Source organism: Aliivibrio thorii (assembly GCF_057368585.1).
Genome location: NZ_CM170655.1, coordinates 1,391,682 through 1,414,384, shown reverse-complemented (window position 1 = coordinate 1,414,384; position 22,703 = coordinate 1,391,682). Strand labels below are relative to the sequence as shown.

Below are 22,703 nucleotides of genomic sequence, written 5' to 3'. Positions count from 1 at the left end.
GGCGTTTTTGTTTTCGGCGTTTATAGAGTGGTCATCCTTGTCCTTTAGCCATAGTCACTGTTCGCTTTAGCGTCCAACGTAATAATAAAGGAATGCTGTCAGGCCCTAACTCTTCACTGTGTTGCACAATGGCTAATGCGAGATCGGGTTTTGCAAATTTCTTTAGCGTTTTAATTATGATTTTTTTCGGTGGTATAGGCTGATCTTTTGTTATATTAGCAAGGGTTCTAAATAGATCTTCAAACCCATTATGATATAGATAATGTTCGATGTCTTTATGAGGTAATTCCGTTAATCTATGACGTTCATGTTCATTATCTAACTGACTTTTCACGGAAAATGCGTATTTCTTACCAGCAGGATCGCCATCTGTCACTACGTGCCATTCAATATGTAATGCCTTTGCGATTTTTATCAGTGATTTTAAACCCGATTGAGCAAATTCAATGATCTGAACACCTTCTGCGGCTAAGTTATAACCGAGAATTCGAGCCATTTCATTAAATAACCAAACCTCTGTTTCTCCTTCAACTAATAACCAACAACGCGCAAATAATGCGTTAGTTCGTTGGAAGCGAATATGGAAAGTAATTCGACGTAAATCATCACGAGATAAGTTGGTTGGTGATACTGAATAACTGGATGTAGAATCCGATTCTCTAACTAGACGACGAATAGAAGATAAGGGAACAGCACTGAGTAATTCACTGCTGTTAGTGGTGAGTATTTTTTGCATTGGAATATGATTCAATAAAGACCACGCTTGAATTAACTGTGTTGGGTGTAAGCGACCTTCAGGGTCTTCTATGATCATTAATGGTCTTGCTGATTTCTTTAATGCATTAGGGCCTTTTGCTCTTAAATAGGTGTTTAATAACCCAAGTAACAGTAATTTTGTTTGTTTATTTTTGTTTTGATTAATGAACTGAGATAAAGAAACCCCTTCTGTTTTTTTGCCAAAAAATAGGTCATCATGAATTTTATGTGGGGTATTTCTTTTGTGATTTTTAAAAGCAAAGTAATGCTCAACCAGTGATTGCATTGAATGAAGAGCACTTTTGATTTCCCCGCTATTCACTTGACCAGGAGCGGTCATTAAACGACGACATGTATTATTTATTCGCCGCTCTATTCTATCGTTAGGAATTGATTCCGCCATTTCTTCGAAATTAAGGCGTCGAGAATCTCGAATTCGAATTACGGGATGAAGGCGCATTAGTTCGGTGATGAGATATTCTATTTTATGATAGCGAAGAATATCCCCAGAATTGTTTAAAAATGAACTGGATGAGGTTATTTTCCCTTCATTATTGGTTGCGCTAATACGGTAATAAATTCGTTGATAATGATCGTCGGGACAGTTTTGCCATAAGCTTGATAGCTTTCTGTAACGAGCTGCTTTATGTTCATTTTTCTCAGTGGTTTTCCAGCTTATAATTATCTGAATATGTTGATCTTGGGTATAAGAAATAGAGTGATCTTGGTGGAAATCTTTTAGCGTAAACTGATGAAGCTCTCCTGATACAGGGAGGGCAATTGATAAAGCATCAAGCAATGATGACTTACCCCAAGTATTTTCACCAATTAAGGTCGTTAATTGTTCAAACGAAAGGGATAAGCGTTTAATCCCTCTAAATCCTGACACTTCTATTCGTTCTAAGAGCATAATACTTCCTCATTAGAGACACTTATATGAATAACTATATAGCAATTAAATAGAGTAGAGCATTATAGGAGTCACATTTATCGATGATTTTGATGTAAAAACAAGTTGTTATAAATGTAACCACGCCGTTAAATTTGACAATCTTAATAAGGTAACTGAAGGTAAATAAATCAGAAGTATCTTTTCATTAGTGGTTTGGTGTGGTTTTAGAGGCGGTTTGCTGATATCTTTTTGATGTTACATTTGTTTGCTCTGGAAAGGAAAGAGACAATGAAAGACCAAAAGAGCAATATATTGAGAGTGATGCACATCAATGACACGCATTCTTACTTTGATGAGTCTGTTATCGCGCTAAATTGCGACGGGTTGGATAAGTTTTATATTAAATGTGGTGGCTTTTCACGTTTATCTCATCAAATTTCGATTCTCTCTGAAGAACAAAAAAAGCAAGAGGGTGAGGTCGCGTTATTTCATGCTGGGGACTGTTTTCAAGGTACTTTATACTTTTCTTTATATAAAGGTAAGGCCAATGCTGATTTATTAAATCAACTTCCTCTTGATGGTATGGTTTTAGGCAATCATGAATTTGATTTAGGTAATGAATTAGTCAGTGAATTCATTGCTAATACACAGTTTCCAATTCTAATGGGAAACTGGGATTTAAGCCAAGAAGATCAATCTAAAGGGCATAGATTAAAACATCAAGATCGTATTTTAGATTTTGACACTGATTTAAATATAGCTAAGTATATGGTTAAGCAAGTCGGTTCAATCGAGGTGGCTATTTTTGGTTTGACGATTGATCAAATGGAAATTCTTGCTAGTCCAGATCCCGATACGCCATTTATAAACTCAATAGAAACAGCAAAAAATACAATGCAGTATCTTTCTAATCAAGGAATAAATAGCGCAATTGTTATTAGCCATTTAGGCTATGAAGCTGATAAACAGTTAGCAAAATCTGTTTTTGGTATTGATCTTATAGTTGGAGGGCATAGCCACGTTCTTCAAGGCGACTTTACTGACATTGGATTAGAAGCACGGGCAGCTTATGGTGAGAAAATCAATGATACGTACATTGTCCAAGCTGGATGCCATGCACTTGCGTTAGGCTATTGTGATTTAGAATATAGCAATGATGGTGAGTTACTGAGTTTTAATGGAAAAAATACCTTACTTTTAGATAATATTGCATATAAAGATAAAGCGTGTAGTCAGCAAGTTGAGCAAAAGGATCTCTTACGTATTATTCAAGAGTTAAGTTCTTTTGAGTATGCTGTTTTTTGTCAGAAAGATCCTAATGTAGAAGCATTACTTATTGCTAAATATAGAAAAGAAGTTGAACGCTTATCACAGCAAGTCATTGGACAGTGTGTTGAGGATTTATCACATCGCCGTATCCCTAATGAGAAAGGTCAAAGTGACATTGCCCCTTGGGTTGTAGAAGCGTTTTATTCTAAAGCTCATCAAATTGATAACCGAGTACAATTTGCTATGCATAATGCAGGGGGAGTAAGGGCTGGACTTAATCAAGGCGAGATTACTTATGCGGATATTGCCGGAAAGGTATTGCCATTTGCTATCCCAATTGTCATTTATAGCCTCAAAGGAAAGTATTTAAAAGCGGCTATAGAAGGAGCGATTGATAACGCAACAGATAATGGGGTTATTGGCAGCGGTTCTGGCAGCTTTCCATATGTATCTCAGTTGCGTTATTGTTATGATGCAGCGAAACCAAGTGGTCAACGTATTATTGAATTTAGTATTTATAGTTCAATTATGGGATGGCTACCTGTTATTGATGAGCAAATATACTTTGGCACATCAACTGCTTATACTATTAAAGGAAAGGAGGGATATTTACCTTTAATTAATCGTGAAGATATGCTGATAACAACGCCTTTTTCTATGGCTGATTGTTTTATTGATTATTTAGCGCATTACCCTAATTTAGCTAAACCCATAGAGTGTCTTAATCAATATTATAGAAATGAGTCAGTAATTTTATAAATGGCACGACCTTTGCTTTGTTATCTCTGAGATGAGTTATTAATAGAGTTAAATAGGTAGATTATGGGTAGTGACTGGTCAGATAAGCTTTTGGTCGTAGGTTGGTTTTTTGCTTGGGCTGTTATCGCATACTTTGTTCAGTTTTCTGGATAATAAAGGGCTCTCTAAATATAATTTAGGGAGCTTTTTTTGTATTTAACGGATTTAAACAATAGTAAAACTTATCTCACTTTTATTATCGGTACACTAAATTTAAAAAATTGCTGCATAGGCTTGGTGTTAAATATATGTTAAGTGGTTTTCTATTCTTTTTTGTCGCTTATTTTTGACTATTTAGTCATTTTATTTGATTTAAGTGTAATGTAACTTTTACATTAGAAAAACTAATATTAGTTTACAGAAAAAGTCATTTTTTGAGCAATAAATTTAGTTTTATTATCTGTGCATCAAACATTATATGACTTTTAAGTGAGGCAATCATGGCACAGGCAGCAATGAATATTAATAACATCGCTACTTCTTCTTTGGAAAAGAAGGCCTACTCAGTAACTATCAAAGGACTGATTGCTCATTTTGTTGATGTTTTATTTGGTAAAGGCCAAGTAACGTCTACATATTACACTTCAGAATTATCTGAACATTTACAAAGAGATTTAGGTCTGTATCGTTAGGTGTTCTTAAAATAAAAAAAGCCAGCATTCGTGCTAATGCCGATCGTTTAGCTACTTGAACGATCCTCCAGATGCCTCATAATCGGTCGTAACGTAAGTTACGGCCGATTTTTTATGTCTGAATTTTCAAAAGAGTTACAAATTACCGCAGAGTTTTGCCACGAACGTCCAATCGATGTGTTCAGTAAACATATTCCTTTAGAGTGGGTTGAAGAAGCGATTCAACAAACGGGACGAACATCGCTCCGAAAACGCCGACTACCCGCTGAACAAGCTGTTTGGCTAGTTCTAGGGATTGGGCTCCAGCGTAATCGCTCCATTCAAGATGTCTGTGATAAGTTGGAGTTGGCATTCCCTGATGTGGATGGCAAATTCACGCCTATGGCAACAAGCAGTATTATCAAGGGAAAAGAACGTCTCGGTGATAAACCTATGCGCTACTTATTTAAAACTACAGCACAACAGTGGGAGCAACAGTCAGACTTTGATGAAGTTTGCGGTTTGAAGCTTCTTAGTGTCGATGGCACACATTTCAAAACTCATAATACAGAAGAAAATCAACATTTCGGCTTTGCTCAAAAAGGGGCATCGCTTCCGAGTGTACTGGCGGTAACATTGATGTCAACACGCAGCCATCTTGTCTCTGATGCTGCTTTTGGGCCAGTGACAAATAGTGAAATATCCTATGCTCAACAACTAGTGGGCTCAGCACCTGATGATTCATTAACACTCTTTGATAGAGGGTTCACTTCTGCAGAGCTATTTACCACCTGGCGTGGCGCAAGCAGTAACACTCATTGGTTAACACCAATCAAGGCTAAGATGCGTTATGACATCGTTGAGAGTTATACTGAACATGATCATCTCATTGATATGCCCGTTTCACCACAAGCTCAAAAGCTTGCTCCTTATCTTGATAAAAAGTGGCAGGCTCGACTTATTCTTATCCCAACGCCTACAGGTGAAATCAAAGGCTTTATTACTTCTTGCCTATGTCCGGAACGCTACCCATTTGATACATTGGTTAAAGTGTATTGGGAGCGTTGGGAAATCGAGCGCAGTTACGGAGAGCTCAAGCAGTATCAGTTGCAGAACAAGCCAGTATTACGAAGCAAGAAAAAAGTTGGCGTATATCAGGAGTTATGGGGAATATTAACCAGCTACAACATAGTAAGGCTGGAAATGGCTGAAATGGCTAAACAGCACGAAGTTGAGCCCCTGCGGATCAGCTTTATCAATGCACTATTTTTAATTATGGACGAGATGATTTGGGCGAGTGATACACGAAGCCCTGGAGCGATACCAAAAAACTTAAAGGCTCTCAGGGAAAGTGGGAAACGGCTTATTCTCCCCAAGAAACGGAATAGGAAACCATATCCCCGAGCAGTTTTAAAAAAGGCAGTCAAATATCCTAATAAACATACCACTCGCCCTTAAGCGAGTGGCATTAAGCATTCGTGCTGGCTTTTTTATGGTTCATCGCGGCTTTCCGGGGAAAGCCGCTTTTATCTTCATAAAGAAATAGTCTGTATCTCTGTAGCCATACCCCATTCTTTTGATCAGCTTAATTTTGTTATTTATTCCTTCCAGTGTACATGTATTTAATCGATATAAAGCCGAACTAACAATTCCGTGAAGGTATGGTTTTAACTTTCGTGCAAAACTGATTAATGGTTGGATCCCACTCTCATTTACCTGTTGCCACCATACATCCCATAGTTCTATTGCCTGCGTTTCTGAATCACAATACCAGAGCTCTTTTAATTGCTCTCCTAGCAAATGAGTCACCATTAAATCGTGGTTTACCGAAAGTATTTCATCTAGATAACTCTGTTGATTTGCGTCTAGGTTGTCTCTATTTTTCAAAAGGATCCAGCGTGAACGCTTAATCCAACGACGAGCTTTTTTGTCTTCTTTGAGTTGATTCGCTTGATCTACCCTAACTCTATCCATTACCTCTCGTCCATATTTGGCTACCACATGAAAAAGATCGTATACAATACGCGCATTAGGGCAATGAGCTTTCACTTCGAGATCGAAAGCTGTATTCATATCCATAGCTACTGCTTCGATATTTTCGGCATGCTCACCAAGCTCTTCAAAGAAAGGCCTGATATCAGTTCGGCTTCTACCTAAACCAATCCAAAGCACTTGATGTGTCTGCGCATCGGCAATCACTGTTGCATATCGATGTCCTTTAAATATGGCAAACTCATCCATCACTAGTTGACGTAATTTATCCCATGGTATGTCAGGGATAACTCGTTTAAGTCGTTGTTTATCAATGTTCTTTATCGTGTGCCAATGTACTCCAGTCAGTTCTGAAATATGTTTAATCGGCAGCAAAGGCAGCAGTTGTTCAATATATTCTATCAATCGATTAGTCAGGCGTGAGTATGGTTTAAGCCAAGATATTGCTTCCGTTTTTGTACCACATAGCGAACATGTAATGCGCCTAGTCTGAATCAAAAGTTCAACTGGAGTTCCTAATATCATAGCGTCTTTAATAGTTCGCCACTGAGTATCGTGAGTAAATTCAGAGAGTCGCCCGCAAGAGCAGAATGCTGGGGAATCAGGCTTTAAGGTTATAGAGATTAATGAATCAGTTTTATGAGATTTTACGATCTGAAAACCTTTCCAGAATGATGATAAAAAAGTATTATTTGGCATGAAAACGGCAGTTTATGAAAAGTTGTGTTTGGCGATGTAACTTTACCACTAACTGCCGTTTTTGTTTTCAATTCCCGCTAATCTGCGATGAACCTTTTTTATTTGCTGGATGTCTTATAGTAAGCTTAATATCAAAGACTTGTATGGAAATTAATATATACAAACTTTATTCTTTCCTGAACGCTTGGCTTGGTATAATGCCTTATCTGCGCGTAAAAATGTGGCTTTATAATCTTCGCCTTTAGCGTTTTTAGTTAGGCCAATACTGACTGTGATGGTTCGTTCATTTAGTGTTTCTCGCCAATCGAAATTAGCAATCGCGATTCTACAAGTTTCAGCAATATTTTCGCCATCTTTAGTATTATTTGATGTGATAATAAGAATAAACTCTTCACCACCATAGCGAGCTGCATAGTGTGATGAACCAATACTATCTTGCAATATTCTCCCTACTATTTTCAAAATAACATCGCCAGTAAGGTGTGAGTACTCATCATTTATTGATTTGAAGTTATCAATATCAATAACCAATAGCTGATAGCCTTCTAGTGAGGGCTTAATTTCATTTACAAAAGTACTTTCGAACCAACGTCGATTAAATAATTTAGTTAAACTGTCACGAAATACATCTTGTTGAAGTCTAGCTACTGTGTCTTTTTGCTGATCGGAGACTTTCTTGAGTTTAATATTTTCAGATTCAGAAATATTTAGGCGTAACTGAAGTTCTAAGCGAGTTAAGCGTCTTAATGAATGGCTACCAAGTTCGTTAATTGGGAAGTTTCTGACTATATCTACCGTTAGACTATGTGCTTCTTTTTCACAAAGTAATGCTTCAGAGAAGCTTTGGTAACTAGCGAGAGCATCGCTTTTTACATCGAGTAATTGGCGAATATAGTAACCTTGCGAATATTTTTTAGTCTGCTTTAATTGGTGAGAAATAATGACATCAGCCAACTCCCCACGCTGTAGCTGGATTAAGCAATACGCGGTTTCAATCGAAAACAGTTTATTCAGCCATGGAAAGGAGTAAACGCTTGGATACTCTCTTTTAAATGTAATTAATTGTTCAAGTGCCGCTTGGGGGGAGTGTTGTAGCCTCAATAGCTTCGCTGAATATAATTGAACTTGAGCAACAAGTTGAGCATCATCTGAAACATATTGAATAATCTGGCATTCTTCTAGGAGCTTCTTCGCTTTTGATAAGCGGTTTAAATCCAATAAGCAGGCGATGGTATAGAGTCTATAACGTAAAGAGAGGTTATTACTTTTAATACTGGAGCTAAGCGTCTCTAATTTTTGGTAATAACGTAAGGCCTTAAGGTGATCACCATAAATAGAACATAAATTACCAATGCCCAGTATTGATTGAATATAAAATTCATTGTCACCATGTTCTACAGCCAGCTTTGATAGCGTATATAAATGATCTAAGGCATTTTGGTATTCGCCAATATCAGTATATCGATAACTAAGTGAAGAATAGATTTGTAACACCAAATCAATATCTTGAGGTGGAGATAGAAGCAATAACGCGCGTTGTAGGTGCTCAATACTATTTTGGGTTTGATTAGATTGCACTTCAAATTCTGAGCACATTAATAGGGCATAGGCTTTTTCATTGTCTGATTCTGTAAAATTCTCAGCAATGAATCCCCAAAGCGTTAAGGACTGCTGGGAATTTAATGAGACTAAATTTATGTTTTGCTCTGCAATGCGAGTTAAAAGGCTATCCATAAAGGTCTTCTATATGCATGTGAGATAAAATAGGGTGAGTTGAGATTTCATGTAAACTAAAGTCATGAATTGTAGGTACGGATGAGTTTAATGAATATCGATACCATGGATAAGAAGCAAATAACGAAGACAAAGAGTGTGCAATGTCTTTTGCCCTTTTTTTATTTTCATTAATTAATAGGACAATTTCAGTATTGCTCAAGCGAGTGATGCTGTCGCCATGTTTACAGTAATGATGTCCCAATAGTATAAGATTATTTATCTTATCTTCGGATGGATCTACGATAGTTATAAGATGGTAATCATCATTTAAAGTGTTGGATAAGATAGATTTAATATTGCGTTGCCATTTATCTAGAGGCAATAAATAGGTAAGAGAAGAGATACTATTAAACTCTAATTGAACTTTAATGCGATTGATTAATTTTTTTGAACGCATATCTAACTGTTCTTTAGAGCTGCTTGTTTTATCTTTACCAAGACAATTTGATTGTTCTTGTAATAGGGTGATTTCGTATTGACGATAGCGCTTGTAGGAATACAAAGCATGCTCGTAATCTTTTGTTAACTCAGCAATTCGCGATTGCTCAAGGCATATTTGAGAGCGAAGCTCTCCCTTGTCAAATTGTTGCGCAATGACTTCTGCTTCGGTTAATAAATCATAAGCATGATCAAAATGTGATTGTGCGGAAGCAATTCTCGCTAAACTAATCGCTGAATGCGCTTTCATCCATATAAGATTATGTTGTAATGAAAGCTGATGAGCAAAGCTACAGCATTGTTGAGCTGAGTTAAGATCATTTAAACCAAGGAAGGCGAGTCCTCTAAAATCATAAATTTCTGCTTTCCAAGTAAGATTCGTATTGTGAGTGAGCAGTTGTTCTGCTTTTAATAAAATAGGTAACATCTTTTGAAAGTCATGCAATAGATAATTATCCCATGACTGCAAAATATAGGCTTTAGCTTCTAAATGAGGGATCCGATAATAATTAGCTCTTTGTGCTGCAATGCTATGAGTTGAATCGGCATCTTTTAAATGATTTGTCATTCTCCAAATATTACCAAGGCCAATAAGAGATTCAATTTCAATCTCGTTATCGCCGAGTAAGGATGCTTGCTCTAATGCTCTTATCCAAAATTGTTGGGCAGAAAATAGTTTTGCTTGTCCCCACGAATGAAGGGCTAACGTGTGTAAAATTGTTGGGAGTAAATCGTCATTTTCAAGCTCTTGATGAAGCTGCAATAATTCTTTAGCGACTTTAAAACCAGCATTATATTGCATTAAGTGCCACTGGGCAGTTGAAATGATTAATTTTGAGTATGCAATACCATATTTGAAATGAATTGTTTCTGAAAGCAGCAGTAGCTGCTCGGCATCTTGTTTGACTTTTTCTGTATCATCTTCAATGATTAACTCTAATGCTTTGAGTTGGGAGGTGACTTTATCTTTCGATTGTTTCACTACGGCTCTTCCTTGTTAGTTATATCAATATAATATGGCTAATCTATTGATGTCACGAACTATTTTCTAGATGTGAGATCTAGTTAATAAGAGAAGAGTTAATTATTATGTAAAGGGTCATTATTCGTTTTCAGCAAGATTAAGTAATGCCATTGCACAGCTTACGCTAGTAGCAAGCACATCAATCACACCAGTTCGTAATGCGCCCATGATAGAGAGTGCTTTACGACTTTCACTTGCCATTGCAATAACATTAGATATTTGACGTAGATCTTCCATCTCAAGTCCGATAACTCGTCCGCGCATCAGTGTATCTGCGTTTGTACCATCTAACTTAAAGAAGTCAAAACCGCCAATGTCTCCTACAATGCCATCATTTAAACGGGCTTCAACAAACTCTTTTGGGGTAAAAAAGCCTAATTTAACCATATGGCTGTTTTCATCCATATCACCAATGCCTACAAGAGCAAATTCTGCTTTTCGAGCTTGGTTTAAGGTTTCTTTTATTGTGGCATGTTCCATAAATGCCGAGCGTAATTTTGGATCATTGACATAAGCAGGCGCGTATAAAGTTTCACTGCTGCCACCGTATTTTTTAGCTAAGCGACGGCAAATATGATCGGCATTAATAATGTCTCCACTGCGGTGAGTGCCGCCAATCGCAGAAACAAAACGAGCGTTACGATGTGAAACAATTCCAGCATGGTCTGCAACTGCGGCAACATTTTGGCCCTGGCCAACAGCGACGGCCATATCATCTTGTAAGTTATTGTTTAAATACGAACTGACTAATGCGGCAACTTGTTTGCGTTGTTCATTTGTATTTGGTTGATCTAAGGTAATTAATGCTCGTTTTAAGTTAAATTTCTCGACCAATTTTTGTTCTAGTTGAGCACTGTAAACTGGGTGGAATTTTACAGTTATTTCAACAATACCTTCTTCTCGAGCTTTTCTTAGCATACGACCAACCTTGGCTCGAGATAACCCAAATTTCTTTGATATCTCTTCCTGAGTAGCTCCTTCTTGATAGTAAAGGATTGCGATTTCAGTGAGCATATCGGTATTTTCGGTTTGATCTTGAGAAGGCAATAGGGTCATAGCTTGTCCTAACTTAATAATTCTGCAAGAGTGATTGGTTTAGAAATCAGCCCTAGCTTTTGTGCTGGCGTGATGCCAAGTTTATCTTGATGGCAGAGATTATGCCACGCTCTGAATATATCGAGTAGTGGAAGTAAACTCGCAGGGCGTAATTTCCGTCTTGGTTCATCAACTAAGCTTGTAAATTGAGTATAGAAGCGGCCTTGATAGTCTTTTGCGGTTGTCGCAGAAGCTCGCTTTAACCAATAGACCTCATTGTTCTCTGCCCCATTAAGGTGACAAATCCCTTTATGTTGGCCATTAATTTCAGTAAATGCCCAACGATCACGCCACCAACCAACTAAATGGATATCAATTTTTTCCCCACTTTCTTCAAGAGGAAAGGCAGGATCTTGAGTTACGTATAATAAATCGATTCTATTTTCTTTAATGCGTTTTAAAAAAACAGACATGGCTGCTGAGCGCAGCATAGGCTCTTGAGGCATATAAATTTCAATAGAATCACAATGTGAAAACCCTTGCTGTATTTCTAAAAAATGTGCGTACGAAGTATAAGGAGGACGAATTAGCGCTCCTTTTGATGGGTAATTAAGTGAAACATAATTACCTAGTGGGTCTTCCACATTAGCTCTGGCTAAAATTTCTTGGTATTTATTATCAACACGTTTAAAAATTGAATTCGAAGTTAACATTGGCTGCGAGTTTGCTTCACCGATAAACGTATTAGGTAAAAACTGTGCTTCATCATTAAAAGGGTCGTGATCAAGTTGAGTTCCTGGGTTATCGCATTCTGAATAATTAATATGTTGAGCGATAACGTAGCCTGAATTCATTTCGGCTGTCGTATACCAAAAAACTCCATTGTTACTTAATGGTTGTAGTGGGGTAGCATTTGATGCTAGCTGTATTTCTGTTCTGTCGTGTTGCAATCTCGTATCAAACAGAGACATATGACGGCGACAACGATTAGCTATTTGATTTATATGATCGTAAAAGGTCTTAGGATTTATATGTAATCGTCGGCAAATTTCACGAACCGAGTAACCAGTAAATAAAAAACCTAAAATCTTTTGTTGAATAAGGCTTTTTTGATTTTCTCCTGACCATTTATCGACAAAAGTTGATGCACAAGATTTACAACGATACCGTTGACGATCACCACTGTAACCAAATGCGTGGTAAAGTTCACGATGAGTCAATACATCAAGACCAAGATGGTCGCAGGTAGGGTTATTACAAGAAGGTAATGAATGGGATTGCACAGTTCGTTGGCGTGCAAGTTCATTCAATACTTCATTATTATTGATTAAGGGAGGAAAAGCGCCACATTTCCGGCAAACTAATGCAGGTCGCTTAGGGTTCGTGCGTTGAACTAAATAGTGTTGTTCATCGCTATCACCAAAATTGTCACACGCCAATGTTTTACAAAAATTGAGTTGTAACCCTTTAGCAGCCAACGGCAGTTTTTCAGTCGGCACTAGACACCCCTTATAGATTTTAAGCGCCAGTTTTAAATACTGGCACAAACATGATTATAATTTAATCGCTGTTTCTAGTGCTACAGTCATCATGTCATTGAATGACTTTTGACGATCTTCAGAACTTAGTTTTTCACCACGTTTGATATGGTCTGAAACCGTTAGAATTGTTAGGGCTTTTGCTCCTAAATCAGCGGCTACACCATAAATGCCTGCAGCTTCCATATCAACACCAAGGATGCCTAATTTTTCCATTTTGTCGAACAGATCAGCTTCTGGAGAGTAGAAAAGGTCTGCTGAGAATACATTACCAACTTTTACTGGAACATTTAATTCGCGAGCTTGACCAACCGCTGTTTCTAGTAAGCCGAAATCAGCAATTGCTGCGAAGTCATGATTATTGAAGCGAATGCGGTTTACTTTTGAATCCGTAGATGCGCCCATACCAATGACAACGTCCATTAATTTAACGTCATCATGTACAGCGCCACAGCTACCAACGCGAATCACGTTCTTAACACCGAATTCAGCAATTAATTCATGAACATAGATACAGCATGATGGGATACCCATACCGTGACCCATGACCGATACTTTTTTACCTTTGTAAGTACCTGTGTAACCAAACATATTACGTACATCACATACTTGCGTTACGTCTTCTAAGAAGTTTTCAGCAATGAATTTTGCGCGCAATGGATCTCCAGGCATTAAAACTGTTTCTGCGAAATCACCAACTTGTGCATTAATGTGTGGGGTAGCCATAATAAGGTCTCCAGTCTAAATATTGAAATTAAATTCAGTGTAACTAAAAATGTTGAACGTTCTTACTCGATATGTGGCTATTTTAGACCTATATTTTAAGGTGTCATGAGATTTAAGTCACATTTTTTTGTTGATTCTACATTATTTTCAATATTGATAACTAAAAATGTTGAAAGTGTTTGAGCAATCGTAACCTTTTGCGCGGGTCTTAGCTTTAATACATAGTTTGAGTTTTATTATTCTTAATTCTCAATTAGATTGAACTTATTACCTTCTAGGAGGATGATGCCAGAGGTTATTTTTATCATAGTGAAATAAGTGAGTGAATTCGATGGAAGCAAAGAATAAACAATACGCAGTAATCGGCTTAGGTCGTTTTGGTTTAACCGTGTGTGAAGAGTTGCATCAATACGGTTCACAAGTGCTCGCGATTGATATTAATGAAGAGCGAGTGAAAAAGGCGACTGACTTTGTGTCTACCGCGATTGTGGCTAATTGCGCGAATGAAGAAACTATTTCAGAGCTAAAGCTTGATGAATATGACATGGTAATGGTTGCCATTGGTTCTGATATTAACGCGAGCATATTAACGACGTTAGTATTGAAAGAAGCCGGCGTTAAAACAGTATGGGTAAAAGCGAACGATAAGTTTCACGCGAAGATTTTAACTAAAATTGGAGCTGATCATATTATCTTGCCAGAAAGAGACATGGGAATACGTGTTGCAAGAAAAATGCTAGATAGGAGAGTATTTGAGTTTCATCAACTGGGTAGTGGTCTTGCAATGACTGAAATTGTGGTTGGTGGTAAGAATATGGGCAAATCACTCGGTCAGTTAGATTTTTGTCAAATGTCTGATGTGAAAATTTTAGCTCTTAAACGTGGTCCTGAAATAGAGACAGCACCAGAGTATAGCAAGGTACTAGAGATAGGAGATATTCTTATTATTGTTGGCCCTGAAGATAAACTAGCTAAAAAAATTAGAAGCTTATGAGCTATTTACCTAAACGTGGTTTATTTCCAATAAAGAATAGCCGAAAAGCAAAGGAATGGTCTGAACCGAGGATCATTCTTTTTTCGTTTTTAGCTATTTTATTGCCGTCTGCGGTATTACTGACATTACCTGTGTTTTCAGTCACAGGTTTAAGTTTCATGGATGCATTATTTACAGCGACTTCCGCAATCAGTGTGACAGGTCTTGGTGTCGTTGATACCGGGTCTCATTTTACGATAAGTGGTAAAATCGTTTTAATGTTTTTGATGCAAATTGGTGGCCTTGGTCAAATGACTTTATCTGCGGTTTTACTTTATGTATTTGGCCTACGTTTAAGTCTTCGTCAACAAGCATTGGCAAAAGAGGCATTAGGTCAAGAAAAGAAAGTGAATCTACGTAAGTTGATAAAAAGTATTATTTGTTTTGCTCTAATTGCAGAGCTGATAGGGATGATCATTCTTTCTTTTCGTTGGGTCCCTGATCTCGGTTTAACCAAAGGCTTATTCTATGCCGCGTTTCACTCAATTTCGGCATTTAATAATGCAGGTTTCTCCTTATTCTCAGATAGCTTAATGGGCTATGTGGGTGATCCGTTGGTGATTTTTACTTTATCGTGTTTGTTTATTGGTGGTGGTTTAGGCTTTACGGTTATCGTCGATTTAGTTAAGAACAGCTCAAAAGGCTTTAGCCGTCTTCAATTGCATACCAAAATAATGATTATTGCAACGCCAACGCTGTTAGTTGTCGGCACCTTATTTTTCTATGTACTTGAATATAATAATCCAAGCACATTAGCGTCATTATCAACAGGTGATAAATGGTTAGCGGCATTTTTCCAATCAGCAAGTGCGCGTACTGCGGGTTTTAACAGTGTAGATTTAACCCACTTCACGCAACCTGCGCTGTTTATTATGATTATATTGATGCTCATTGGTGCAGGGTCAACCTCTACCGGTGGCGGACTAAAAGTGTCGACCATTACCGTAGCTGCAGTTGCAACATGGACTTTTTTACGTCAGAAAAAGCATGTGGTGATGTTTAAAAGAACCGTGAGTTGGCCGATTGTGACTAAATCGTTGGCTATTATTGTGGTGAGTGGGTCGCTGCTTTCAATTGCTATGTTTTCATTAATGCTTACTGAGAATACGGGATTTGATAAGGTGATGTTTGAAGTTATTTCAGCCTTTGCGACCGTGGGTTTAACGGCAGGTTTAACCGCTGAACTTTCAGAGCCTGGTAAGTTTATCATGGTTATTGTGATGGTTATTGGCCGTATCGGGCCGTTAACCTTAGCCTATATGCTTGCAAGACCAGAGACATCGCGCGTGAAATACCCTGAAGAGAATGTATTAACGGGTTAATTCTAAAGCATAATGCTAATAGAAAAGGGCATCCACATAATGTGATGCCCTTTTTATATTGGATGATTCTACTCTACGGGTAGCTGCTCTATTTTAAGCGTTTGAGTAGGGAAGGCGATTTCAGCATCGTGTCGTGCGATAATATCCCCAATTTTAATTAAGACATCTTGTTTTACATTATGGTACTCAATCCAATTAACTGTTTTGGTAAAGGTATATACCAGTAAATCCAATGACGATGGGCCAAATCCATTAAAATTGACGATGAGTGTTTGATTTGAATCAATATCACTATGTTCAATCAGCATCGTTTTTACATCATTTACAATAAGCTCTATATTTTTAAGATCGTTATAGCGAATACCAATGTCTTCTTTTATACGGCGATTCAGCATTCTTGATGGGTTTTCTACTACGATATTACTAAATACTGAATTAGGCACATAGAGGGGGCGTTTATCAAACGTTCTGATCACTGTCATACGCCAACCAATACGCTCAACAGTTCCTTCTAAAGAACGGTCAGGAGAACGGATCCAATCCCCAACTTTAAATGGACGATCGAAATAGATCATCATGCCACCAAAGAAGTTAGATAATAAGTCTTTTGCAGCTAGACCGACAACTAAGCCACCCACACCACCAAAGGTTAGCAAACCGGATAAGCTTAATCCCATGCCTTGCATTAACGATAGAAGGCCTAATGAGATAAATATAAGGCGACTGACTTTCCCTAAAGCAAGTACGGTTGTTTCATCGTGTTTAGGATTTAATAAAACTTGCTTCTCTATTAACGAAGTTAATCTTAATGCAGACCAAATGAAACTCCAAACCAGAATGAACACTTGTAATTCTGGCAACCAAGTCGTGCTGAAGCGGGTATGGACAGTAAGTAGAATCTTTAATGAAGCGGTAGCAGGCCACAACCAAATAATGAGTGTAATAGGTGAAGAGATGGCTGTAATGACAGCATCATCCCAAGGGAGTTGAGTTTTTATTGCTATACGATGCAAGCGCTGAACAATAATGCGCCAAGATAGCCAAAGAAAAGCACTGAATAAAGAGATCACGATTATGTTTTGTGCCCAATCGTGATCTTTAAATTCTAATAGGGTATTCCACCAATCAAGGAAGCGAGTCATTGATAGTTCTCTTTTATTTAAAAAAGATAGCTTATCACTTCGCTTGCCCAAAAAAAGTAGATAATCAGAAATATCATCGCAAAAATAAGCCATGCAAAAATAGAATGCTTCATTTTTGGACTATTTCCAGAAAGTTCTGCGTTTCCCGTTAGCATTGGCTTGATTAAATTGATGCCTTTGAGTCTATAAAAGAACACAGCAGCAATGTGCAAACCAATAAACCCAAGAAGAACATCAAAATTTTGATGGTGTATTTGAGTTAAAAAGCCGCTCATATCATAGCTAACTAATGAGGTAAGGGGACCTTCAGAAAGAATATCATCATTACTGAATAACCCTGTGACTAATTGCAACGATAGTAGGAAGAATAGCCCTAGTACCATGTAGCCACCGGCAGGATTATGTCCAATAGAATGAGATAACTTTTCTTTTTTCTCTATTGATAAGTAATTAATTGCTTTTTTAGGTGAAGTGACAAAATGTGAGAACTTAGCGGTATCACTGCCAATAACTCCCCAAACAATTCTTGTCCCTAATAAAGCCATTAAAAGGTAAGCAAGCGTAAAATGCCATTCCATCAAACCTTCTTCCGCGGTATACCAAAGTGAGCCAAGTAATGCTACTTGGCTCCAATGATAAACTCGGATAAAACTATCCCAGATTTTCATGAATTTCCTTTGTCGTTACTTTGCTTTGTAATCAGTATGGCAGGCTTTACAGTTTTTCACTGTTTTGCCAAATGCTTTACGGATTGCAGCTTTATCTCCTTTACCTGAAATACTGGCTAGTGCTGCGGCATCTTCTTGAAATTGAGCTAAACGAGCTTCAAAATCAGGGAAGTTTTTCCATACTTCTGGTAATGCGTTTGTTTTACCTTTATCTGAGCCTTCAACATAAAATGCATCTAGTGGCATTAGTGTTAGCTGAGATAATTGATTCGCTCGCTTAGCAAAAATCACGTCGCTCCATTCTGTTTTACCTTTGACCATATCACCCATTTCACTGACATTACCTGCAATCATAGTAAAAGCAGCTTGGCGGTATTTAATGGCTTTGTTTGGTTCATCAAAAGTGTGTGCTAAAACAGACGTTGTAGCAAAAAGAGTAGAAGCGATGACCATTGCTTGAATTTTTTTCATGTTGAGACTTCCTTGAATTGTAATTATTTTAAGCCTTTATTATATGAAATGATCGTTAAAAGAAGTAGTTAAGTATCACAACATTTACACATTCTTTACACTTTGTGCAAAGCCGCACAAAAAAGATGGATAATTTGATGGCTGCATCAAAAAACAAAGTGCGTATAATAAGATGGTTATTTTTATAAGTAGGCTTGTTCGTTTTTATGCGCATTTTAAATATTACAACGCATCCAGATCTAGATCGTTTAGATAATCAAAAAATTCTCCAACGTAATGCAACTCGCGCTATTATATTGAAAGGTGAAGACATTCTTCTTTTATATACAGAGCGCTACCATGATTATTCTTTACCTGGTGGTGGAATAGATGATGGTGAAGACGTCATTGCAGGACTAGTTCGAGAAATAGAAGAAGAAACCGGTGCTAAGAATATTTCAAATATAGAACCATTTGGTATCTATGAAGAGTTTCGTCCTTGGTATAAACATGAATGTAATGTATTGCACATGATTTCATATTGTTATACTTGCGATGCAGACAAGGAATTAGGGGATACTAATTATGAAAGCTATGAAATTCGTAATGGTATGAAACCTGTTTGGATTAATATCCATGAAGCGATAGCTCATAATGAAAACATTATTACTCATAGTGAGAAAAAAGGCATGAGTATAGAGCGTGAAACCTTTTTGCTTCACCTTATTGTAAAAGAGCGACTGCATGTTCAGTAAAGAACAAATACTTAAGCTGACTCAAATGAAAATGCCGTTTGGTAAGTACGCAGGTCGTGTGCTTATCGATCTTCCTGAAGAATATCTTTTATGGTTTGAACGAAAAGATGGTTTTCCAAAAGGGGAGCTAGGGGAGTTAATGGCATTATGCTTAGCAATGAAAATTGAAGGTTTAGATGAAGTCATTCGACCTTTAAAATATAAACGATAAATTAACCATAGAGCATAAATGTTTGTCATTCGTGCTCTATATCTATTTATTTGAATTGAGACTCACCAACTTTAGCTCGCTTGAAATCATCAAGGAGTTCATCTTCTGATGCCTCATTGCGCAAATAACTTAGCGCAGAACAAAAGCTATTTGTTTCATTATAAACTTCACGTGATCGATCAATATGGCGCTCAGCGGTTCTTCGTACTTGAGCTGTATTCTGAGAATTGCTGTATTGAACTTGTTGATCAAACACTTCCTTTACATACTTCTGTTTGCAAATATCTTCATTTTCAGGTGTGGCGACAATATCAGCCAGAGAATTAAATGAAATAAATGCGAATGATAAGGCATAAAAGTGCTTTTTTATCATAATGTTATGGACCTTATGTTTAATTGTCTTTTTGTTTTGACTTTTACAATATATTGAGCTTGGAGATTATAAGAAAATAAATGTACTTTGTCTTTGAGTAATCACTTTATTTATGAGCTTGATGCGTAAAGATATGGAGATTATTAAATACAACTACTTACTCATTATGTTGATTTTCCGATCTGTATCACTGTAACTCTTAGGGTAGAAATCTACTATAAGATAACACAACGGAGAATATAATGATTAAGAAAACAACGATTGCAGCGCAAGGTCCTGAATTGTCAGAGTTAATTCAAGGGTATTGGAGACTCTCTGAATGGGGAATGACACCAGCACAACGATTAAACTTCTTAAAGCAGCACATTGAATTAGGTATTACAACCGTTGATCACGCTGATATTTATGGCGGTTATCAATGTGAGCGTTTATTTGGAGAGGCTCTAGCGTTAGAACCTTCAGTCCGTGATCAAATAGAAATTATTACTAAGTGCGATATAAACCTATGCACACCAGAATTTCCGAACCGAAAAATTAATCATTACGATACATCAAAAGAGCACATTATTAGCTCTGTAAATAACTCACTTACTCGTCTTAATATTTCTGAAATTGATGTACTCTTGATTCACCGCTTAGATGTATTAATGGATGCAGATGAAGTTGCCGATACATTTAATCAACTGCAGAAAGAAGGCAAAGTTAAGCATTTTGGTGTTTCTAACTTCACACCAAACCATTTTGATTTATTACAATCACGTCTTGATAAACCATTAGTGACGAATCAAGTTGAGATTAACCCACTTAATTTTGAAGTGGCGGATGATGGTACGCTTGATCAACTGCAAATGAACCGTATTAAGCCAATGGCATGGTCGTGCTTGGCAGGTGGAGAGATTTTCTCTGGACAATCTGAGCAAGCGATTCGTGTTCGTAAAGTCCTTGAAGAGCTAAAAGAAGAAGTGGGTGCTAAGAGTATTGAGCAAGTGATTTATGCTTGGGTGCGTAAGTTACCTTCAAAGCCATTACCAATTATTGGCTCCGGTAAAATTGAACGTGTGCAAGCGGCTGTTGATGCGATGGATATTAATTTAACTCGTGAGCAATGGTATCGTGTGTGGGTTGAGTCAAAAGGCCACGGTGTGCCATAGAGAGAGTTCTCAGAATCAACCAGATACAAAAATGGGATGCTAATTGGCATCCCATTTTTATTTACGTTTTTACTTAATTAAATAGTATCGTACTTATTTAACTAACTAACCATTCAATCGCTTCACCTGCACGAATTGGCACAACAAAGTCATTACCAAATGTCATTGTTTCAGGAGCGATCCACGCTTCTTTCACAAGAGTAATAGTATCTGTATTGCGAGGAAGGTTGTAAAAATCAGGGCCGTTGAAGCTTGCGAATGCTTCAAGGTTTTCTAATTTACCTTCGTTATCAAATACTTCAGCATACAATTCAATCGATGCGTGAGCAGTATAAGAACCAGCACAACCACAAGCTGCTTCTTTTTTGTCTTTCGCATGTGGTGCAGAGTCTGTACCGATAAAGAATTTAGGATTACCGCTTGTTGCTGCTTCAACTAAAGCTTGCTGATGGGTGTTACGCTTTAAGATTGGTAAGCAGTAGAAGTGAGGCTTAATACCACCAACTAACATGTGGTTACGGTTAAACAATAAGTGGTGTGCCGTAATTGTTGCTGCAACGTTTGGACCTGCGTTTTTAACAAAATCAGCCGCATCTTTAGTTGTGATGTGCTCTAGAACAACTTTTAACTCAGGGAAATCATTAACGATAGGTGCTAATACAGTATCAAGGAAAGTCTTTTCACGATCAAAAATATCAACATCATGTGTCGTTACTTCACCATGGATAAGAAGTAGCATACCTTCTTCCTGCATCGTTTTTAATACAGGGTAAACTTTGCTAACGTCACTTACGCCAGAATCTGAATTGGTTGTTGCACCAGCAGGATAAAGTTTAGCAGCAACAATATGACCTGTTGCTTTCGCTTTACGGATCTCATCTGATGTTGTCTTTTCTGTTAAGTATAGAGACATGATTGGAGCAAAGGTATCAGATGAATTTACGGTTTGGATGCGTTCACGGTAGTTAAGCGCTTGTTCTGTGGTTGTTACTGGAGGAACTAGGTTTGGCATAATTAATGCGCGGCCATTATAACGGCCAGAATCACGTACAGTGTCAGTTAATACGTCACCATCACGTAGATGTAAATGCCAATCATCAGGGCGAATAATTGTTAAAGTTGTCATTTGCTGCTCCCACCAGAAAAAGAAATAAGAGCCTAAGTGTTATCGAGTTAATCGTTTGCTTAGGCGAAAGGATTCTAAAGCAAAATGAATAGAACGAATAGGATTAAGTCAAAATTAGTAACAAATTTGACTTAAAAGGTAAAAGAAAAGACAATGCGTTCAGTTTTTATACAGAGAGAGTAAGTGTTTATGAAGAAGAGCAAAAAAGAAGTTAAAGCAACTTCTGAGTTTGATCATGGCCGAGGCGTGATTAAAGACAACGCATTAAAAGCAGTTGTAACGAGTTCATTATTTTCTACCAGAGTAATGAAGGCGAAAAAAGGAAAGGGGAGTTTTTTAAGAAAAGAAAAACACAAAGGGTTTAAAGAACCCTATTCAAAAGCCGCGTAAGTTTTTGAATAGGTTTTTTGTGATCTAAGTTCAGTTTTTATTGCTAATTGAACAAATATCCACCATTTAACTTATTGAAATGAAAAAAGATCTTTACCTCTGCGCTAAGTGTGGCATTATCTATCTCGTTCGACGATTTGCGTACATCGTATAATGGCTATTACCTCAGCCTTCCAAGCTGATGATGCGGGTTCGATTCCCGCTGTACGCTCCAATCTCTTTTTATCCTCCTCAAGAGATTGTTCCTGTTTTAACATTCCAACTTATTGAAAATGATACGCTTAATGGCGTGTTTTGTCGTATCTGGCATTTGAGGTAGTAAAGTGCTTTATTTTTCTGATACCACTCTAACTGCTATTAATCAGCTTTAAGAAGTAAGCTATTCTATAATCTATTGTAAAACAAGTTATCAATAAATGAGGAAGATCTATGTTAACTCAAGGCGATCTTTGTCCACATTGTGGGCTGATAATCATGCTTCCAACTGGTATTGAACCAATATGTTTAGGTTGTTGAACGCAGATTAAC

General features: G+C 37.4%; 21 protein-coding genes and 1 tRNA gene. 10 read left to right on the top strand and 12 right to left on the bottom strand.

The window, feature by feature from the left end; genetic code table 11:
- Positions 1 to 31 precede the first annotated feature (31 nt).
- A complete protein-coding gene (locus AC2IP4_RS20540; RefSeq protein WP_486310968.1) occupies positions 32 to 1,666 on the bottom strand; it encodes an ATP-dependent endonuclease in 1,635 nt (544 codons plus the stop codon).
- A gap of 270 nt (positions 1,667 to 1,936) precedes the next feature.
- Here AC2IP4_RS20540 and AC2IP4_RS20535 point away from each other — a divergent pair, with 270 nt between their 5' ends.
- From AC2IP4_RS20535 to AC2IP4_RS20525, 3 genes are all read left to right on the top strand, one after another.
- Positions 1,937 to 3,676: a bifunctional metallophosphatase/5'-nucleotidase gene (locus AC2IP4_RS20535; RefSeq protein ID WP_486310967.1), complete on the top strand. Its 1,740-nt coding sequence runs from the start codon at positions 1,937 to 1,939 to the stop codon at positions 3,674 to 3,676.
- A 479-nt stretch (positions 3,677 to 4,155) separates the two neighbouring features.
- Positions 4,156 to 4,347, top strand: coding sequence for a hypothetical protein (locus AC2IP4_RS20530; protein ID WP_105056132.1), 192 nt, complete (start codon positions 4,156 to 4,158; stop codon positions 4,345 to 4,347).
- Positions 4,348 to 4,461: 114 nt separating this feature from the next.
- Positions 4,462 to 5,784 (top strand): IS4 family transposase, encoded by a 1,323-nt coding sequence (locus tag AC2IP4_RS20525; RefSeq protein WP_130088442.1) that lies wholly within the window; start codon positions 4,462 to 4,464, stop codon positions 5,782 to 5,784.
- 39 nt (positions 5,785 to 5,823) lie between these two features.
- Here AC2IP4_RS20525 and AC2IP4_RS20520 read toward each other — a convergent pair whose 3' ends face one another.
- From AC2IP4_RS20520 to deoD, 6 genes are all read right to left on the bottom strand, one after another.
- Positions 5,824 to 7,017, bottom strand: coding sequence for an ISL3 family transposase (locus AC2IP4_RS20520; protein WP_375320385.1), 1,194 nt, complete (start codon positions 7,015 to 7,017; stop codon positions 5,824 to 5,826).
- Positions 7,018 to 7,167: 150 nt separating this feature from the next.
- Positions 7,168 to 8,751 carry a GGDEF domain-containing protein gene (locus tag AC2IP4_RS20515; protein WP_375320437.1) on the bottom strand — a complete coding sequence of 528 codons (1,584 nt, stop codon included), beginning with the start codon at positions 8,749 to 8,751 and terminating at the stop codon, positions 7,168 to 7,170.
- Positions 8,744 to 10,213, bottom strand: coding sequence for a tetratricopeptide repeat protein (locus AC2IP4_RS20510; protein ID WP_486310966.1), 1,470 nt, complete (start codon positions 10,211 to 10,213; stop codon positions 8,744 to 8,746). Before AC2IP4_RS20510 ends, AC2IP4_RS20515 begins: the two co-directional genes overlap by 8 nt.
- A gap of 120 nt (positions 10,214 to 10,333) precedes the next feature.
- Entirely contained in the window at positions 10,334 to 11,311 is a 978-nt protein-coding gene (locus AC2IP4_RS20505; protein WP_105056130.1) for a sugar-binding transcriptional regulator, read from the bottom strand.
- Positions 11,312 to 11,319: 8 nt separating this feature from the next.
- On the bottom strand, positions 11,320 to 12,789 hold the full coding sequence (locus tag AC2IP4_RS20500) for a lactate dehydrogenase (protein ID WP_375320439.1): 1,470 nt from the start codon (positions 12,787 to 12,789) through the stop codon (positions 11,320 to 11,322).
- Positions 12,790 to 12,843: 54 nt separating this feature from the next.
- Positions 12,844 to 13,554, bottom strand: coding sequence for a purine-nucleoside phosphorylase (gene deoD, locus AC2IP4_RS20495; RefSeq protein ID WP_060992347.1), 711 nt, complete (start codon positions 13,552 to 13,554; stop codon positions 12,844 to 12,846).
- A gap of 331 nt (positions 13,555 to 13,885) precedes the next feature.
- Between deoD and AC2IP4_RS20490 the strand changes: the two genes are divergently transcribed.
- Positions 13,886 to 14,548, top strand: coding sequence for a potassium channel family protein (locus AC2IP4_RS20490; RefSeq protein WP_105056128.1), 663 nt, complete (start codon positions 13,886 to 13,888; stop codon positions 14,546 to 14,548).
- Positions 14,545 to 15,909: a TrkH family potassium uptake protein gene (locus AC2IP4_RS20485; RefSeq protein ID WP_486307573.1), complete on the top strand. Its 1,365-nt coding sequence runs from the start codon at positions 14,545 to 14,547 to the stop codon at positions 15,907 to 15,909. Before AC2IP4_RS20490 ends, AC2IP4_RS20485 begins: the two co-directional genes overlap by 4 nt.
- Positions 15,910 to 15,977: 68 nt before the next feature.
- Here AC2IP4_RS20485 and AC2IP4_RS20480 read toward each other — a convergent pair whose 3' ends face one another.
- Genes AC2IP4_RS20480 through AC2IP4_RS20470 form a run of 3 tightly spaced genes read right to left on the bottom strand, consistent with a single transcriptional unit; the run spans position 15,978 to position 18,190 of the window.
- A complete protein-coding gene (locus AC2IP4_RS20480) occupies positions 15,978 to 17,051 on the bottom strand; it encodes a mechanosensitive ion channel family protein (protein ID WP_105056126.1) in 1,074 nt (357 codons plus the stop codon).
- Between the two features lie 17 nt (positions 17,052 to 17,068).
- Positions 17,069 to 17,719 (bottom strand): cytochrome b/b6 domain-containing protein, encoded by a 651-nt coding sequence (locus AC2IP4_RS20475; protein ID WP_375320442.1) that lies wholly within the window; start codon positions 17,717 to 17,719, stop codon positions 17,069 to 17,071.
- Positions 17,720 to 17,734: 15 nt separating this feature from the next.
- Complete coding sequence (locus AC2IP4_RS20470) at positions 17,735 to 18,190, bottom strand: c-type cytochrome (protein ID WP_105056124.1); 456 nt, start codon at positions 18,188 to 18,190, stop codon at positions 17,735 to 17,737.
- A 206-nt stretch (positions 18,191 to 18,396) separates the two neighbouring features.
- Between AC2IP4_RS20470 and AC2IP4_RS20465 the strand changes: the two genes are divergently transcribed.
- Both AC2IP4_RS20465 and AC2IP4_RS20460 read left to right on the top strand, forming a co-directional pair.
- The gene (locus tag AC2IP4_RS20465; RefSeq protein WP_105056123.1) at positions 18,397 to 18,924 is read left to right on the top strand and encodes an NUDIX hydrolase; all 528 of its coding nucleotides are present in this window, start codon (positions 18,397 to 18,399) and stop codon (positions 18,922 to 18,924) included.
- Positions 18,914 to 19,135 (top strand): DUF3820 family protein, encoded by a 222-nt coding sequence (locus AC2IP4_RS20460; RefSeq protein ID WP_060992354.1) that lies wholly within the window; start codon positions 18,914 to 18,916, stop codon positions 19,133 to 19,135. The genes AC2IP4_RS20465 and AC2IP4_RS20460 overlap by 11 nt, the downstream gene beginning before the upstream one ends.
- 46 nt (positions 19,136 to 19,181) lie before the next feature.
- Here AC2IP4_RS20460 and AC2IP4_RS20455 read toward each other — a convergent pair whose 3' ends face one another.
- On the bottom strand, positions 19,182 to 19,508 hold the full coding sequence (locus tag AC2IP4_RS20455) for a hypothetical protein (protein WP_375320444.1): 327 nt from the start codon (positions 19,506 to 19,508) through the stop codon (positions 19,182 to 19,184).
- 242 nt (positions 19,509 to 19,750) lie between these two features.
- Between AC2IP4_RS20455 and AC2IP4_RS20450 the strand changes: the two genes are divergently transcribed.
- The gene (locus tag AC2IP4_RS20450) at positions 19,751 to 20,659 is read left to right on the top strand and encodes an aldo/keto reductase (RefSeq protein WP_375320445.1); all 909 of its coding nucleotides are present in this window, start codon (positions 19,751 to 19,753) and stop codon (positions 20,657 to 20,659) included.
- Positions 20,660 to 20,756: 97 nt separating this feature from the next.
- Here the strand turns inward: AC2IP4_RS20450 and pyrC are convergent, their stop codons facing one another.
- Positions 20,757 to 21,785, bottom strand: coding sequence for a dihydroorotase (gene pyrC, locus AC2IP4_RS20445; protein ID WP_486310965.1), 1,029 nt, complete (start codon positions 21,783 to 21,785; stop codon positions 20,757 to 20,759).
- Positions 21,786 to 21,974: 189 nt separating this feature from the next.
- Between pyrC and arfA the strand changes: the two genes are divergently transcribed.
- Positions 21,975 to 22,175 carry a ribosome alternative rescue factor ArfA gene (arfA, locus tag AC2IP4_RS20440; RefSeq protein ID WP_105056120.1) on the top strand — a complete coding sequence of 67 codons (201 nt, stop codon included), beginning with the start codon at positions 21,975 to 21,977 and terminating at the stop codon, positions 22,173 to 22,175.
- 139 nt (positions 22,176 to 22,314) lie between these two features.
- Positions 22,315 to 22,389: transfer RNA gene (locus tag AC2IP4_RS20435), tRNA-Gly, on the top strand.
- Positions 22,390 to 22,703 lie beyond the last annotated feature (314 nt).